Source organism: Burkholderia sp. BCC1644 (assembly GCF_902833225.1).
In the GTDB taxonomy this organism is placed as follows: Bacteria; Pseudomonadota; Gammaproteobacteria; order Burkholderiales; family Burkholderiaceae; genus Burkholderia.
In genome coordinates, this window is record NZ_CADFEI010000002.1 from 481935 (window position 1) to 496952 (window position 15018).

Below are 15018 nucleotides of genomic sequence, written 5' to 3' on the forward strand. Positions count from 1 at the left end.
CGCGTCAAGCGGCGCGTGGCGTCGACAGTTCCTGGTTCAGCGAATAGCTGCCGAGCATCGAATCGACGAGATGCGACGCGCGCTGCCAGTCGTACGTGCGGTACGCATGCCCCTTCGTGACGAACGACGCACCGGCATAGAACAGTTCGTACTGGTTGTGGCGCGACGCGAATTCGGAGCCGACCGCGTCCCACGCGAGCTTGAAGAACTTCACGCGCTCCTCGGACGAGCACACCGGCGACTTCTGCGTCTTCTCGATGATGCGCAGCAGGTCGGGGTTCTCGAAATCGCGCACGCTGGACGGCAGCATGATCATTCCGCCGCCAGCAAGCTCGCGCAGCGTGTTGAGCACCTTCGAATACAGCTGCTGCGTGACGACCTGCGAGCCGTACAGCATGTTGCGGTCGGGCACGTAGAAGCCGTTGACGACCGTGCCCTTCGCCTCCATCCCGTAGACCCACGCCTCGACCATCGACGCTTCGGCCGCGAGCTGGCCCAGCGTCTCGCGCACCTGCGGGAACGCGTTCGTCCCGTTGACCTCGGAGATCTTCAAGCCGAGCCCCACCAGGAAGCGCAGCTTCGTCATCAGGCGCACCTGGCATTGATAGTTCTGGTACACGTGGGCAGGCGTCGCGTGAAACTGCTTCGCGCACATCGCCGTATTGCCGGCGACGAAGATCCGTTCCCACGGCACCTTCACGTCGTCGAAGTACAGCACCGCGTCGTTCTCGTCGAAGCGGCTCGACAGCGGGTTGTCGAACACCGACGTCGCGTTTTCCTCGTACGACTTGCGCGACATGATCTTCATGCCCTTCGCGTTCATCGGCACCGCAAACGACAGCGCGTACATGTCGTCGCCTTCGCGCAGCGGCTGGATGCAGCTGCAGAACACCTCGTTCGCCATGATCCCGCTCGTCGCGAGCATCTTCGCGCCGCGCACCGTGATGCCTTCGGCATCCTGGTCGACGATGCCGACCGCGAGGTACTTGTCTTCCTGTTCGTGTGCGGCCTTCGACTGGTTCGCCTGCGGATTCACGATCACGTAGGTCAGGAACAGGTCGTTGTCGCGTGCGTAACGGTAGTAGTCGCGCAGCGCGCCTGCACGCGCCGGATCGTATTGCTCGAATACGTCGGCGCCCATATACATGCCCGCCAGGCACGACGCAACGTGGTCGGGCGAACGGCCCATGAAGCCGTAATGCAGCTCCGACCACGCTTCCAGCGCGGCACGGCGCTCGACGAGTTCGGCATAGGACGCCGGCAGTTGCCAGATCCTGCTCACGCGGTTGCCCGTGTCGGGCGACACGAACGTCATCTTCTCGACGTTCTCGTCGCGCGCCTGGTAGTCGTACAGGCTCGCGTAGCTGCGAATCGAATTGCGGAATGCCGCATGCGCGGTCACGTCGCCGACCGGCTGCCCGTTCAGGTAAACCTGCCGACCGTCGCGCAGCGACGCGATGTGCTGGGTCCCGTTCTTGATCATGATGTCCTCCTGGGTGGAATGAATCGTGGGTTGCGTTCACACGGACGGCGCGAGCGCGCCGTCGAGCGCGCGGTAGCGACCGCCGAAGAAGATCAGCGGGCGCCCTTCCGAGCGCGCGCGGTGCCGCGTCACGCGGCCGACGAAGATCACGTGGTCGCCGCCGTCGTACTGCGCATAGGGTTCGCATTCGAACGTCGCGAGCGCGTCGGGCAGCAGCACCGCGCCGTCGTCGTCCGCCGCGCCGGCGCGCCAGCCCCATTTGTCGCCGTTCGCTTTCGCAAAGCAGTTCGACAGGTGCTGCTGCGTCTCGTCGAGCACGTTGACCGCGTAGCCGTCCGCGCCGGCCAGGTCGCCGAGGCTCAGGCTGCGGCGATCGACCGAGAACAGGATCAGCGGCGGATCCAGCGACACCGAATTGAACGACGCGACCGTGATGCCGACCGGCATCCCCTCTTTGCGCGGTGCGGTAATCACCGCGACGCCCGTCGCGAACATCGACAACGCGCTGCGAAAGCGCCGCTGCTCGTCGGCGCCCGCGCCGGCTCCGGCATGGTTCTCGCTCATCTCGTCCTCCTTGGGTTGCATCGCTGGATCCCGCCGTGGAATCCAGCCCAACAAAGCACCGTTATTTAGCTTTGTTATTTAGCTTTTATTAAATGTAAACACAAAGGCGGGTTCAAGCTGTCGTAAACCCTGATCTTGAAAGCTTTGTTTGAAAGACAACCCTACTGGCGTGATGGATGTTGCGCGGCGCCCGCGAATGTCCACGTACACTGCGGCAACCGTATTCCCCGGCTTTCGCGCCCCGCGAGAGACCCGCTTTCCGGAGCCCTTTCGATGTCATCCCGTCCAATCTACATGGACTACAGCGCGACGACGCCCGTCGATCCGCGCGTGGTCGACAAAATGGTGCCGTTCCTGCACGAGCAGTTCGGCAACCCCGCGTCACGCAGCCACAGCTATGGCTGGGATGCCGAGCAGGCCGTCGAGGAAGCGCGCGCGCACGTCGCCGCGCTGCTGGGCGCGGACCCGCGCGAAATCGTGTGGACGTCCGGCGCGACCGAGGGCAACAACCTCGCGATCAAGGGCGCCGTGCACTTCTACCAGGGCCATGGCAAGCATCTCGTCACGGTGAAGACCGAGCACAAGGCCGTGCTCGATACGTGCCGCGAACTCGAACGGCAGGGCTTCGACGTCACGTATCTCGACGTGCGGGAAGACGGCCTCGTCGATCTCGATGCGCTGCGGCAGGCGCTGCGCGGCGACACGATCCTGGTGTCGGTGATGCTCGCGAACAATGAAACGGGCGTGATCCAGCCGGTTGCCGAGATCGGCGCGCTGTGCCGCGCGCGCGGCATCGTGTTCCACTGCGACGCCGTGCAGGCAGCCGGCAAGATTCCGGTCGACGTGAATGCGTTGAACGTCGACCTGCTGACGGTGACCGCGCACAAGGTGTACGGCCCGAAGGGGATCGGCGCGCTGTACGTGCGCCGCAAGCCGCGCGTGCGCATCGAAGCGCAGATGCACGGCGGCGGCCACGAGCGCGGGATGCGTTCGGGCACGCTGCCGACGCACCAGATCGTCGGGATGGGCGAAGCGTTTCGGCTTGCGAAGGAAGAGATGGGAGAAGAAGGCCGCCGCGTCGGCGCGTTGCGCGACCGGCTGCTGGCCGGGCTGTCGACGCTCGACGAGGTTTACGTGAACGGCGACCTGACGCAGCGGATTCCGCACAACCTGAACGTCAGCTTCAACTTCGTCGAAGGCGAATCGCTGATCATGGGGATCAAGGGCGTGGCGGTATCGTCAGGCTCCGCGTGTACGTCGGCGTCGCTGGAGCCGTCTTACGTGCTGCGTGCGCTCGGCCGCAGCGACGAACTCGCGCACAGCTCGATCCGCTTCACGCTCGGCCGCTTCACGACCGAAGCCGAAGTCGACAGCGTGATCGCACAGGTGCGCGACACGGTCGGCAAGCTGCGCGCGCTGAGCCCGTTGTGGGACATGCATCTGGAAGGGGTCGACCTGAACACGATCGAGTGGGCCGCGCACTGAGCGTGGCCGAGGCATCGCGCCGGCCCGCGGCCGGCGTGCGTCAGCTTTTTTCCTGGCGCGCGATCATGTGCGCGAGATCGAGCGTCGCGCGATCACCGTTGGTGACGAGGCGGTCGATCACCGAGCACATCACCTTGAATTCGGTCTTGGTCACGCCCTCGAACAGCACGTTGTTGATCCGCTGCTGGGTGGGCGCCAGCGCCTTCAGCAGCTTCGTGCCGGCCGACGTGACCGTGAGCCGCATCTTGCGCTTGTCGTCCGGGTCCGCCCGCTTGTCGATCAGGCCGAGCTTCTTGAGCTTGCCGGTTTCGATCGTCACGAACGCGCCGCTCAGGTGCAGGTGATCGGCCAGGCGGTTGACGGTCACGACGTCGTCGTGAGACAGGTGCGCGACCGACACGAGCAACGAATACTGGATGCCGGTCAGCCCGGCGATCGAGCCGAAACCGTCGCGCACCGACAGCAGGCGCGCCGCGAACGGCAACAGCCCGTTGATCAGGTGACGGAATTCCGTGTCCGTGCCGTCGATCAGGCAGGCCGGGTTGGTAATGGTCAGAACGGACTCCTCTTGCTGCTTGGCCATGACGTCGACGCTCCATGCAGTCATGCGAATTTAGCTTTGAAACGAAATTATACGGCAAAGGCACATGCGCCCCGGCCAGGCCCGGCCGCCCGCATGCGGCCCGATTTTCCGACACTGGAGGTTCGACCATGCCCTTCCCGCTTCATCCCGCGACGGTTCGCGCGCTGCTCGAATGCTATCTGCGCGCGAAAGACCTGAACCGTCCGTCACTGATCGCCGACTGCTTCGCGGCCGATGCCGAGCTGAGCTTTTCGCTCGCCAACGACGATATCGATTTTCCGCCGCGCGTGACGGGCGCGGCCGCCATTGCGCGCACGCTGGTCGAGGAATTCGGCGAGCGATTCGAGCGGTGCCGGACCTATTACGTCTGCACGGAACCGGATGTCGACAACCATGGCGTCAGCAACATGCCGTGGCTGGTCGTGATGCGGCAGAAGGACAGCGGCGCGCTACGGATCGGGCATGGCGCGTATCGCTGGCAGTTTGCGGGAGATGACAGCGGCGACGACGTTGCGCGGATCGCCGCGCTGCACATTCACATCGCGCGGATGGATACCGTCGACGATCCGCAGTCGGTGAAGCTCGGCGCGCTGCATGCGGCGCTCGGGTATCCGTGGCTGCCGGCGCGTGCGTTTGCGCACGGGCTGGCGGATGTCGCGGCGGCGCACCCGGATTGGGGATTCCTGGCGCCGTTTCACGACGCGGCGACTGCGGCGGCCTGACCGATCGCGCCGGCTGCGCCGCGGCGCGCGTCATGCCCCGTCGAGCGCCTGCCTCACCGCCTCCCAATCGAGCCCGAACCGCGCGAGATACTTGCGCAGCCGGTCCGCATCGTTCGGCTGCTTCTTGCTCTGCCGCGACACCGCGAACAGCGTGCGCCCGGCTTCCGACAGGCTCGCCGAGGTGCGGCACACGTCGAGCACGCGTTCGAGCTGCGCCCGGTCGAACAGGTCGAGTTCCGCCGCGCGCATACCGAACACCGCGTCGACGCACGATTCCGGCACGCGCGCGCCGCCCGGCGACGACCACGTGCGCGTCAGCCGCTCGACTTCCTGCTCGGCAAGCGCCTCGGTAATCCGCCCTGCATCGGCCAGCGTCGCCATCCGCGTGACCGACGCCGACAGTTCGCGGAAGTTGCCGGCCCACGTTGCGCGCGGTGACGCCGCGAACGCGAGATAGCGCCGCTTCGCCTCCACGTTGAATCGCACCAGCTCGCCCTGCTCGCGGCCGAAGCGATCGAGTTCGAATTCGAGATTCGGCTCGATGTCCTCGCGGCGTTCGGCGAGCCCCGGCAGTTCGTACGTCCACAGATTGATCCGCGCGTAGAGATCCTCGCGGAACGTGCCGACCGCCACCATCTGCCGCAGGTCGCGATGCGTGCCCGCGATCAGCTCGAAATCGCTGGTCGCCTCGACGTCCGCGCCGACCGGCAGGAAACGCTTCTCCTCGATCGCCTTCAGCAGCATCGCCTGCTCGTCGAGCCCGAGTTCGCCGATCTCGTCGAGAAACAGCAGCCCGCCGTCCGCCGCGCGCAGCAGGCCCGCGCGCGCCGTCTGCGCGCCGGTGAACGCGCCCTTCACGTGCCCGAACAGCGTCGACATCGCCGCGTCGCCGCGCAGCGTCGCGCAGTTGATCTCGATGAACGGCCCCGCGAGCCGATGGCGGCCGCGCTTCAGCTCGTACACGCGCTTCGCGAGAAACGATTTGCCGGCGCCCGTCGGCCCGACCAGCAGCATCGGCGCGCGCGACCGCACGGCCACACGCTCCAGTTGCTCGATCAGCGCATTGAAACGCGCGTTGCGCGTGGCGATGCCGGCCTTCAGGAACGACACCGTTTCGTCGCGCTCGCGCGTGAAGCGTTGCGCGATCCGGTTGTAGCGCGACAGGTCGAGATCGATCACCGATATCGTGCCCGGCCCGCTCGGGCCTTCGTCGGTCCGCTGCGGCGGGCCCGTCTGCACGAGGCGCGCGGGCAGGTAGCGCGCTTCCGCCAGCAGGAACCAGCAGATCTGCGCGACGTGCGTGCCGGTCGTGATGTGGATCAGGTAATCCTCGTGCTCGAGGTCGAACGGATACGCGCGCGCGAAGTCGTGCAGCGTCGCGTAGACCTTCTCGAAATCCCAAGGATCGTGGAGCGTGACCGGCGTCAGCCGCACGTCGGTATACGGCGACAGCTGCGCGAGATCCTCCCGCACGTGACTGGCGAGACGCAGGTACTCCTGCGGATACAGCAGTTCGAGCCGGTCGATCGGCAGGTCGGGGTGCTCGCACAGCGAAATCGTCGGCCGCCATTTCGGGTAGCGACGCGCCGTGCGATCGCCCTGGTCGAGCACGGTACCGAGAAAACCGATCGCAACGGTCTTTCGCATGTTTATCTCATGAGATAAAAGACGATCTGATTGTATCGGAATTCCGTAATCACGCGAGGCTGAAAGCATCGGCACCCAATACTGCACATCAAACAAAACCCCTTTATTTTCAACGAACTAAAAAATATCCCGAGCGCAAACACGCCCACTGGCACGCTCCTCGCTAAATAGAACACGCCGGATGTCCCGCTGGCCCGCGAGCCAGGGTTCAACAAGCCCTGCTGGTGCGCCGCCGCCGAACCTCGTTCGTCGCGGCAGCGCATGCCGCCATGGACAGATGAAGGCAAAGGGGCGCGCGCCAGGATGCCTCGTCCGGGTTCGAATCCCGGAGCGCCCATTGTTCGGAAGCTCAGCCAGGTGGAGCAGCCGGCGAAAGCCGGCCGGTGGCGGGTTCGAATCCCGCTCGAACACTGTCCGTAAAGACAGTCTTGTGATGAAAGCAGTACCCGCCGGTGCGGGCCGACAGGCCCGCCGCGCGTCGGACCGGTCGAGGTTCCGCGCGATCGGCCGGGCGGCCGCACGGCCTGCGCGGATGCGCACGACGACGCGATGCAGGATGCGTCGCCGTGTGCTTCGACGCCGGCCGGCGCGCCGCCCGCCCGGTTGCGTCGCACCCCGATTCGCACGATGCGCGTCACCCGGCGGCCGTTGAAAAAAAGGACAAAAATATGTGGATGCGACATGTAGTGAAAAAGAACGAACGCGCGCTGCTGATGAGCGAAGGCGATTTCGTGAAGGTGCTGGAACCGGGCGTGTTCAAGGCCTTCGATCCGTTCAAGCGTCTGTCGGTGCAAACCGCGCGTCTCGACGCGCCGCTCGCCGACGCCGCGCTGGCCGACTACCTGCGTCACGACGCACCGGACGTGCTCGCGCAGTCCTTCGTCGCGATGGATCTCGCCGACGACGAAGCGGGCCTGCGCTATGAAGACGACGTGCTCGTCGAGATCCTGGCGCCGGGTACGCGCCGGCTGTACTGGCGCGGCCTGACCGCGCACCGCCTCGAACGCGTCGACCTCGCGCAGGACAGCATGCTGCCGGCCGCGCTCGTGAAGCGCATCGCGCAACCGGCGCTGCGGGCGCGCGGCGTGGCGGGCCTGACGGGCGTGCTGCTGGCGCAGGTGCCGGCGTACCACGTCGGCGTGCTGAAGATCGACGGCAAGATCGAGCGGTTGCTGGATGCGGGTACGTCGGCGTTCTGGCGCTTCAACCGCGACGTCGCGGTCGACCTCGTCGACCTGCGCCTGCAGGCGATCGAAGTCGGCGGACAGGAAATCCTGACGCGCGACAAGGTCGCGCTGCGGCTGAACCTGTCGGCGACGTGGTGCTATGCGGACGTCCTGCATGCATTCGGCCAGTTGCAGAAGCCGGTCGAGCACCTGTATCGCGAGCTGCAGTTCGCACTGCGCTCGGCGGTCGGCACGCGCTCGCTCGATGAACTGCTGGAGGACAAGCAGTCGATCGACGAGGTCGTGATCGCGCAGGTGCGTGCCCGTCTCGGCGATTCGGGCGTCGACGTGCGCAGCGTCGGCGTGAAGGATATCGTGCTGCCGGGCGACATGAAGACGATCCTCGCGCAGGTGGTCGAGGCGGAGAAATCCGCGCAGGCGAACGTGATTCGCCGCCGCGAGGAAACGGCGGCCACGCGTTCGCTGCTGAACACCGCGAAGGTGATGGAAGAAAACCCGACCGCGCTGCGGCTCAAGGAGCTGGAAACGCTCGAGCGCGTCGCGGAACGGATCGACCGCATCTCGGTGTTCGGCGGCCTCGACCAGGTGCTGAACGGACTCGTCAGCATCAAGGGCGCGTAATGCAGGACACGGCGCGGCACGCGTGTGCCGCGCCGGACAACGGAATGAAGGGTGAAGCAAATGAATGACATGGGTTACCAGGTGATGGAACTGGCGAACGGCAAGCCGGTGAAGATGTGGACGCAAGGCGTCGCCGTCGAGGACGAAGCGCGCGCGCAGCTGCGCAACACCGCGCAGATGCCGTTCGTCTTCAGCCACATCGCGGTGATGCCGGACGTCCATCTCGGCAAGGGCTCGACGATCGGCAGCGTGATCCCGACGAAGGGCGCGATCATCCCGGCCGCGGTCGGCGTCGACATCGGCTGCGGGATGATGGCGGCACGCACGACGCTGACGGCGTCCGACCTGCCGGATTCGCTCGCGGGGCTGCGCAGCGCGATCGAACGCGCGGTGCCGCACGGCCGCGCGCCGGGGCGTCGCGATCCGGGCGCGTGGGGCGATCGCACGCCGGCCGCCGTGACCGAATCGTGGAAGTCGCTGCTGCCCGGTTTCCAGCGGATCGTCGACAAGTATCCGAAGCTGGAAAAGACGAACCACTACGCGCATCTCGGCACGCTGGGCACCGGCAATCACTTCATCGAAGTGTGCGTCGACGAGGCGGACCACGTGTGGTTCATGCTGCACAGCGGCTCGCGCGGCGTCGGCAATGCGATCGGCAGCCTGTTCATCGAACTCGCGCAGGCCGACATGCGTCAGCACATCGCGAACCTGCCGGACCGCAACCTCGCGTATTTCACCGAAGGCAGCCGGCACTTCGACGACTACGTCGAAGCGGTCGGCTGGGCGCAGGACTATGCGCTTCGCAACCGGCAGGCGATGATGGACGCGGTGATCGCCGCGGCGCGCGGCGTGATCGCGAAGCCGTTCGCGGTCGACGAGCACGCGGTGAACTGCCACCACAACTACGTGCAACGCGAACGTCACTTCGGCGAAGACGTGTTCGTGACGCGCAAGGGCGCGGTGTCCGCGCAGATGGGGCAACTGGGGATCATTCCGGGCTCGATGGGCGCGAAGAGCTTCATCGTGCGCGGGCTCGGCAACCCGGAAAGCTTCTGTTCGTGCAGCCACGGCGCGGGCCGGACGATGAGTCGCACCGAAGCGAAGCGCCGCTTCACGGCCGACGACCAGGCGAAAGCCACGCAAGGCGTCGAATGCCGGAAGGACGCGGGCGTCGTCGACGAAATCCCGATGGCCTACAAGGACATCGACGCGGTGATGGCGGCCCAGCGCAGCCTCGTCGAAGTGGTGCACACGCTGCGCCAGGTGGTGTGCGTGAAGGGGTAGCGCGGTGCGGCGTGTCGATGCCCGACACGTTCCCGTGCGAGGTTTTCGACAGTCGATGAAAAGCAAACGGCGCGGTGCCTGGCGGCATCGCGCCGTTTGTCCGTCTGCAGCGGCCTCTGCGCGGCCAGCAACGCACGCACGCGCGCACTACGGGTCGCCACATCGGGCGCCTCCCGTCGCAGCGGTATACTTGACGCCGTTCGCGCCGCTGCACTCGACCTGCACCGCTTGCTGACGATGCGCTTGCAGTCCGGCATCTTCCGCCCGCCCTTTCACCGTCGATACGAACCGTCATGTCGCACCGTTTTTCGCTTGCCCTCGCCGTCCTCCTCTCCGTTTCCCCATTCGCCGCACAGGCCCGTCCGCTCGCGCGGCCGCCGGTCGAGCGCGATTTCAAGAACTGGTCGGTCGTCTGCGACAACGGCAATCGCTGCGTGGCCGAAAGCCATGCGGACGATATCGACGATGCACGCACCCGCCTCATCCTGCGCGTGACGCGCGACGCCGGCCCCGATGCGCAACCGTCGCTCGACCTCTACGCGTCGGCGCCGCTGGACCTGCGTACCGCACGCGTCGACGGCCGCCCGTTCGATGCGGTGCCGGCCCAATGGCATGCGTTCGGCGACAAGCCCGACGACGAAGCACACCCGTTCCGGGTCCGCACGAACGATCCGGCAACGGTTGCCGCGTGGCTTTCCGCGTCGCGCAACGCACAGCTGCTGAGCTTCGGCGATCCGGCGTCGGCACACACCGCGCGCACGCCGTTGTCGGGGTTGAATGCCGCGCTGCTGCTGATCGACGATACGCAGGGCCGCGTCGGCACGGTCACCGCGCTGCTGCGCCCCGGTACCAGGCCTGCGTCGTCGGTGCCGCCCGCACCGGCGCTGCCGCCCGCCGTCACGCCGGCGCCGCCGCCCGTCTCCAGCCTGTCGGCAGCAGAACAGCGTCCGCTCGTCGACGCGGTGCTCGCGAAATTCGGCACGGACGTGAAGCAATGTGCGGCCGATGTCGAAGACGAAATGTCGGCAAGCGATCGCAGGAAGGCATCGACCGCCGTCGCGATCTCGGCCGACGAGGCGCTCGTCGCGATCCCGTGCCAGACCAGCAGCATGTATAACCACACCGACCTGTGGTATCGCATCCGCCGCACCGCACCGTACGCACCGACGGCCATGAATTTCGGCGAGAACGCAAATGCGGGCCTCGATTCGGCATCCTTCGCGAACGAACTCACCGACGCCGGCTACGACCCGTCCAGCGCGATGCTGTCGAGCAAGGTCCGATTGCGCAGTGCCGGCGATTGCGGCTCGACCGCGTCGTGGATCTTCGACGGCCGGCGCTTCCTGCTCGCCGACATCGCAACGCACGGCACCTGCAACGGCCTGTTCCAGGATCAGTGGCCGCGCCTGTATCGCCGCGCCGACGCGACCGCAAGCGCGCACTGACGCATCACGTCACGCGCCGACGATCGAGATCGAGAACCCGTCCCAGCCCTTCTGCCCGACCGTCTGCACGGCCGTCGTCGTGAGCGCCGGCTCGGCCACGAGACGCGCGAACCCGTCGCGCACGCCGACCACGTCAGGCTCGCGATTGTCCGGATCGGCCACGCGCCCGCGCCGCACGACGTTGTCGACGACGATCACGGTGCCGGGCCGCGACAGCTTCAGCGCCGCGTCGAGATAGACCGCGTTGTTGTCCTTGTCCGCATCGATGAAGATGAAATCGAACGGCGCCTCACCGGCGTCGACGAGCCGCGCGAGGCTGTCCTTCGCGCTGCCGACCACCACCGACACGACCTCCGCGAACCCGGCGCGCGCGATGTTCTGCGTCGCGACCTTCGCATGGTCGGGGTTCAGTTCGAGCGTCACGAGCGCGCCGCCGGGCGGCAATGCGCGTGCAAGCCAGATCGTACTGTAGCCGCCGAGCGTACCGACCTCGAGGATGCGGCGCGCGCCGCGGATCGTCGCGAGCAGCTGCAGCAGCTTGCCCTGGTTCGGCGCGACGTTGATCGCGGGCAGCCCGGCCGCGTCGCTTGCCGCCAGCGCGGCATCGAGCGCATCGTCGGACGGCACGAGCGTCGCGGAGAAATACGCATCCACCTGGTTCCACTGATCCTGATCCATCGCGCACCTTTCGTCTGCGGGAAAAAGGCATTCTATGCGCGACGCCCCCATAAGCAACACACCATTCGTTCTAAGGACAGCAGCGCACGTGCTCCTATAATCGCCGGACGGCAGGACCCCTCGACCTTCACAACAACAAACGGAGCACCCATGACCGATCAGGCCAATCCGAACTGGCGTCTCGAAACCATCGCCGTGCACGGCGGTTATCGTCCCGACCCGACCACCCGCGCGGTCGCCGTCCCGATCTACCAGACCGTTGCGTACGCATTCGACGATACGCAGCACGGCGCCGACCTGTTCGACCTGAAGGTCCAGGGCAACATCTACACGCGGATCATGAACCCGACGACGGACGTGCTCGAGCAGCGGATCGCCGCGCTCGAGGGCGGCATCGGCGCGCTCGCGCTTGCATCGGGGCAATCCGCGGTCACGTACGCGATCCAGACGATCGCCGAAGCCGGCGACAACATCGTGTCCGCGAGTTCGCTGTATGGCGGCACCTACAACCTGTTCGCGCATACGTTGCCGCAATACGGGATCACCACGCGCTTCGCCGATCCGCGCGACCCGGCGTCGTTCGAACCGCTGATCGATGCGCGCACGAAGGCGATCTTCGCGGAATCGGTCGGCAACCCGCTCGGCAACGTCACCGACATCGCCGCGCTCGCGGAAGTCGCGCATCGGCACGGCATCCCGCTGATCGTCGACAACACGGTGCCGTCGCCGTACCTGCTGCGCCCGTTCGAGCATGGCGCGGACATCGTCGTGCACTCGCTGACGAAGTACCTCGGCGGGCACGGCACGAGCCTCGGCGGCGCGATCGTCGATTCGGGCAAGTTCCCGTGGGCCGAACACGCCGACCGCTTCAAACGGCTGAACGAGCCGGACGTCAGCTACCACGGCGTCGTCTACACGGAAGCGTTCGGGCCGGCCGCGTATATCGGCCGCGCGCGCGTGGTGCCGCTGCGCAACATGGGCGCGGCGATCTCGCCGTTCAACGCCTTCCAGATCCTGCAGGGCATCGAGACGCTGGCGCTGCGCGTCGAACGGATCAGCGACAACGCGCTGACGATCGCGCAGCATCTCGCGCGCCACGAGCACGTCGAGTGGGTGAACTACGCGGGCCTGCCCGATCACCCCGACCATCCGCTCGTCGCACGCTACCTGTCGGGTCGCGCGCCGGGCATCCTGACGTTCGGCGTGAAGGGCGGCCGCGACGGCGGTGCGAAGTTCCAGGACGCGCTGAAGCTGTTCACGCGGCTCGTCAACATCGGCGATACGAAGTCGCTCGCGACGCACCCCGCCTCGACGACGCACCGGCAACTGTCGCCGGCCGAGCTCGCGAAGGCCGGCGTGAAGGAAGAAACGGTGCGACTGTCGATCGGCATCGAGCATATCGACGACCTGCTCGCCGATCTCGACCAGGCGCTCGCGCAACTTTGACGGGAACGGGCGCGCCGGCTGGCCGGTACGCCCCGCGTCAAATGCCTTGACCTTGAAGCGGCTTCAAGGTGTTCAATCCCCGGTTGATGCCGGGGCACCGCCCGGCGCGTACGAACCGTGCAATGCAGCACCTGCTGTTGCACGCCCACTGCCCGAGGCCACATGACACCGACCGCGAAGCTTGCGCTGCTCACGTTACCGCCCGTGCTGGCGGCCTGTTTCGGCGCCCTCGCGGCCGCGTGGCGTGCGCCCGGCCCGAAAACGTCGAGCGTCATCCAGCATTTCACCGGCGGCATCGTGTTCGCGGCCGCGGCGCTCGAACTGCTGCCGCAAGACCGCGCGCATGCGCTGTTTCCGGTCGTCGTCGGGTTCGTGCTCGGCATCGCGCTGATGCTCGCGATCCGTGCGCTGTCGGGCACGATCGAGACGCGCTTCGAGGACGCGCGGCTGCCCGTGAGCCTGATCATCGTCACCGCGATCGACCTCGTCATCGACGGCCTCGTGCTCGGCATCGCCTTCTCCGCCAGCGACGAAAGCGGCATCATCCTGACCGTCGCGCTGACGCTCGAAGTGCTGTTCCTCGCGCTATCGGTCAGCGCCGCGCTTGCCGCCGCAGGGATCGGCCGGATGCTGTCGATCGTCGTGCCGGTCGGGCTTGCCGCATTGTTGAGCATCGCGGCCATTGCCGGCAATGCGGCGTTTGCCGGCCTGCCGACGAATATCTACGCGGCGCTGCTGGGGCTCGGCACCGTCGCGCTGCTGTACCTCGTGACCGAAGAACTGCTGGTCGAAGCGCACGAGGTGCCCGAAACGCCGTTCGCGACGGCCGCGTTCTTCATCGGCTTCATCGTGTTCTTCCTGATCGAAGGGTCAGTCAAGGCGGGATAAGCCGGACGCGGCGGCTACCACGTCGTCGCGCCTGCCGGATAGGTGTCGACGATCCGCGTGCCGTTCACGGGCGTGACGCCCTCGTTGCGCAACGCAGCCCACAGGTCGATCGCATGTTCGCGCGACTTGCGGCTGCCGTCGTCGGTCAGCACGTTCAGTGCGATCACTTCGTCGCGCGTCGTCAATTGCAGTTGTTCCTTCAACTTGCGCGACTGATGCGACGCGGTGCGGACGTCGCCGAGCACGATCCGCTTCTCCGTCATCGTCGCCCCGCTTCCCGCATCGGCCGGCACGAACGTCAGCCGGCCGTTGGCGACTTCGCATTGCCCGCGCGTGAACGTCGCCGTCCACGCGCCAGCAGGCACCGCCGCGAATTCGCAGTGCATCCGCTCGTTTGCACGGCTGCCGACGTCATGCGCCGGCGCGTGCGACAGCGCACGTTCCGGCCAGCCGGCCGCCATCGCGGCCGTCGACATCAGGCACACCGCAAGCACGATTCCTTTCGCGATAGTACGCATGGCACTCTCCTTTACGCGGGTGGATCCAGCCGGCGGGCATCGCGCCGCCCGGCCGTGAATGAACGATCAACGCACCGCAAAGCGGTTGTCGTGCGCATCGACCATCGGCGCCGGCTCGCCGCGATGAACGGTCGAGCGATGAATTTCCTGATTCCGCGCGACAGCAGCCGGGCTCGCCGGGTAATCGTGATTCGGGCTCGGGATCACGCCGTCGTGCCGCGCGCGCACCAGTTCCTGACGCACTTCCTGCCGGGTCTTCGATTGGGCGGCGACCGCCGGTGAGAAGGCCGCAATCGACAGTGCGGCAACGGCGATGGCGATCATCGGTCGCGGAATGTTCATGTTGTTGGCTCCTTGCTGGAAATCCGTGACGGGAGCGTTCACTGTGAGCCGACGCCGGTGCGAAATCGTGATCGCAGCATGACGGTTTCGTCACCGTCCCGGCATCTGCTGCGTCGCAGTACGAA

General features: G+C 66.5%; 14 protein-coding genes and 1 tRNA gene. 8 read left to right on the forward strand and 7 right to left on the reverse strand.

Going from position 1 to position 15018, the window contains the following annotated elements:
• Positions 1-4 precede the first annotated feature (4 nt).
• Together HWX87_RS05525 and HWX87_RS05530 are read right to left on the reverse strand one after the other, a co-directional pair.
• A complete protein-coding gene (locus HWX87_RS05525) occupies positions 5-1483 on the reverse strand; it encodes a 4-hydroxyphenylacetate 3-hydroxylase N-terminal domain-containing protein (protein ID WP_176046149.1) in 1479 nt (492 codons plus the stop codon).
• 36 nt (positions 1484-1519) lie between these two features.
• Positions 1520-2047 carry a flavin reductase family protein gene (locus HWX87_RS05530; protein ID WP_244137602.1) on the reverse strand — a complete coding sequence of 176 codons (528 nt, stop codon included), beginning with the start codon at positions 2045-2047 and terminating at the stop codon, positions 1520-1522.
• Positions 2048-2320: 273 nt separating this feature from the next.
• Here HWX87_RS05530 and HWX87_RS05535 point away from each other — a divergent pair, with 273 nt between their 5' ends.
• Positions 2321-3532 carry an IscS subfamily cysteine desulfurase gene (locus HWX87_RS05535; protein ID WP_176046151.1) on the forward strand — a complete coding sequence of 404 codons (1212 nt, stop codon included), beginning with the start codon at positions 2321-2323 and terminating at the stop codon, positions 3530-3532.
• Positions 3533-3572: 40 nt separating this feature from the next.
• On the opposite strand, the gene HWX87_RS05540 is transcribed toward HWX87_RS05535, so the two are convergent.
• Positions 3573-4115 carry a MarR family winged helix-turn-helix transcriptional regulator gene (locus tag HWX87_RS05540; RefSeq protein ID WP_176046152.1) on the reverse strand — a complete coding sequence of 181 codons (543 nt, stop codon included), beginning with the start codon at positions 4113-4115 and terminating at the stop codon, positions 3573-3575.
• A gap of 128 nt (positions 4116-4243) precedes the next feature.
• Here HWX87_RS05540 and HWX87_RS05545 point away from each other — a divergent pair, with 128 nt between their 5' ends.
• Positions 4244-4837: a nuclear transport factor 2 family protein gene (locus HWX87_RS05545; protein WP_176046153.1), complete on the forward strand. Its 594-nt coding sequence runs from the start codon at positions 4244-4246 to the stop codon at positions 4835-4837.
• A 30-nt stretch (positions 4838-4867) separates the two neighbouring features.
• Here the strand turns inward: HWX87_RS05545 and rtcR are convergent, their stop codons facing one another.
• Positions 4868-6484 (reverse strand): RNA repair transcriptional activator RtcR, encoded by a 1617-nt coding sequence (gene rtcR, locus HWX87_RS05550; RefSeq protein ID WP_176046154.1) that lies wholly within the window; start codon positions 6482-6484, stop codon positions 4868-4870.
• A 338-nt stretch (positions 6485-6822) separates the two neighbouring features.
• Here rtcR and HWX87_RS05555 point away from each other — a divergent pair.
• The 4 genes from HWX87_RS05555 to HWX87_RS05570 all read left to right on the forward strand — a co-directional run bounded on the left by HWX87_RS05555 (position 6823) and on the right by HWX87_RS05570 (position 11021).
• Positions 6823-6895, forward strand: a tRNA-Phe gene (locus tag HWX87_RS05555).
• Between the two features lie 257 nt (positions 6896-7152).
• Positions 7153-8292, forward strand: coding sequence for a slipin family protein (locus HWX87_RS05560; RefSeq protein ID WP_176046155.1), 1140 nt, complete (start codon positions 7153-7155; stop codon positions 8290-8292).
• Positions 8293-8352: 60 nt separating this feature from the next.
• Positions 8353-9576, forward strand: a complete 1224-nt coding sequence (locus tag HWX87_RS05565; protein WP_279612951.1) for an RtcB family protein — start codon at positions 8353-8355, stop codon at positions 9574-9576.
• A 293-nt stretch (positions 9577-9869) separates the two neighbouring features.
• Complete coding sequence (locus HWX87_RS05570) at positions 9870-11021, forward strand: DUF1176 domain-containing protein (protein WP_176046156.1); 1152 nt, start codon at positions 9870-9872, stop codon at positions 11019-11021.
• 9 nt (positions 11022-11030) lie between these two features.
• On the opposite strand, the gene HWX87_RS05575 is transcribed toward HWX87_RS05570, so the two are convergent.
• Positions 11031-11699 (reverse strand): O-methyltransferase, encoded by a 669-nt coding sequence (locus HWX87_RS05575; protein WP_176046157.1) that lies wholly within the window; start codon positions 11697-11699, stop codon positions 11031-11033.
• A gap of 150 nt (positions 11700-11849) precedes the next feature.
• Between HWX87_RS05575 and HWX87_RS05580 the strand changes: the two genes are divergently transcribed.
• Together HWX87_RS05580 and HWX87_RS05585 are read left to right on the forward strand one after the other, a co-directional pair.
• The gene (locus tag HWX87_RS05580) at positions 11850-13145 is read left to right on the forward strand and encodes an aminotransferase class I/II-fold pyridoxal phosphate-dependent enzyme (RefSeq protein WP_176046158.1); all 1296 of its coding nucleotides are present in this window, start codon (positions 11850-11852) and stop codon (positions 13143-13145) included.
• 162 nt (positions 13146-13307) lie between these two features.
• Positions 13308-14033: a hypothetical protein gene (locus tag HWX87_RS05585; protein ID WP_176046159.1), complete on the forward strand. Its 726-nt coding sequence runs from the start codon at positions 13308-13310 to the stop codon at positions 14031-14033.
• Between the two features lie 14 nt (positions 14034-14047).
• On the opposite strand, the gene HWX87_RS05590 is transcribed toward HWX87_RS05585, so the two are convergent.
• The gene (locus HWX87_RS05590) at positions 14048-14551 is read right to left on the reverse strand and encodes a hypothetical protein (protein WP_176046160.1); all 504 of its coding nucleotides are present in this window, start codon (positions 14549-14551) and stop codon (positions 14048-14050) included.
• 66 nt (positions 14552-14617) lie between these two features.
• On the reverse strand, positions 14618-14893 hold the full coding sequence (locus tag HWX87_RS05595) for a DUF4148 domain-containing protein (RefSeq protein ID WP_176046161.1): 276 nt from the start codon (positions 14891-14893) through the stop codon (positions 14618-14620).
• Positions 14894-15018: the final 125 nt, after the last annotated feature.

What these genes read in the sequence shown, in the direction of transcription:
- rtcR (WP_176046154.1), bottom strand. Translation starts at nt 6,484, where the DNA reads ATGCGAAAGACCGTTGCGATCGGTTTTCTCGGTACCGTGCTCGACCAG.
- HWX87_RS05530 (WP_244137602.1), bottom strand. Translation starts at nt 2,047, where the DNA reads ATGAGCGAGAACCATGCCGGAGCCGGCGCGGGCGCCGACGAGCAGCGG.
- HWX87_RS05580 (WP_176046158.1), top strand. Translation starts at nt 11,850, where the DNA reads ATGACCGATCAGGCCAATCCGAACTGGCGTCTCGAAACCATCGCCGTG.
- HWX87_RS05545 (WP_176046153.1), top strand. Translation starts at nt 4,244, where the DNA reads ATGCCCTTCCCGCTTCATCCCGCGACGGTTCGCGCGCTGCTCGAATGC.
- HWX87_RS05575 (WP_176046157.1), bottom strand. Translation starts at nt 11,699, where the DNA reads ATGGATCAGGATCAGTGGAACCAGGTGGATGCGTATTTCTCCGCGACG.
- HWX87_RS05540 (WP_176046152.1), bottom strand. Translation starts at nt 4,115, where the DNA reads ATGGCCAAGCAGCAAGAGGAGTCCGTTCTGACCATTACCAACCCGGCC.
- HWX87_RS05565 (WP_279612951.1), top strand. Translation starts at nt 8,353, where the DNA reads ATGAATGACATGGGTTACCAGGTGATGGAACTGGCGAACGGCAAGCCG.
- HWX87_RS05595 (WP_176046161.1), bottom strand. Translation starts at nt 14,893, where the DNA reads ATGAACATTCCGCGACCGATGATCGCCATCGCCGTTGCCGCACTGTCG.
- HWX87_RS05570 (WP_176046156.1), top strand. Translation starts at nt 9,870, where the DNA reads ATGTCGCACCGTTTTTCGCTTGCCCTCGCCGTCCTCCTCTCCGTTTCC.
- HWX87_RS05585 (WP_176046159.1), top strand. Translation starts at nt 13,308, where the DNA reads ATGACACCGACCGCGAAGCTTGCGCTGCTCACGTTACCGCCCGTGCTG.
- HWX87_RS05525 (WP_176046149.1), bottom strand. Translation starts at nt 1,483, where the DNA reads ATGATCAAGAACGGGACCCAGCACATCGCGTCGCTGCGCGACGGTCGG.
- HWX87_RS05560 (WP_176046155.1), top strand. Translation starts at nt 7,153, where the DNA reads ATGTGGATGCGACATGTAGTGAAAAAGAACGAACGCGCGCTGCTGATG.
- HWX87_RS05590 (WP_176046160.1), bottom strand. Translation starts at nt 14,551, where the DNA reads ATGCGTACTATCGCGAAAGGAATCGTGCTTGCGGTGTGCCTGATGTCG.
- HWX87_RS05535 (WP_176046151.1), top strand. Translation starts at nt 2,321, where the DNA reads ATGTCATCCCGTCCAATCTACATGGACTACAGCGCGACGACGCCCGTC.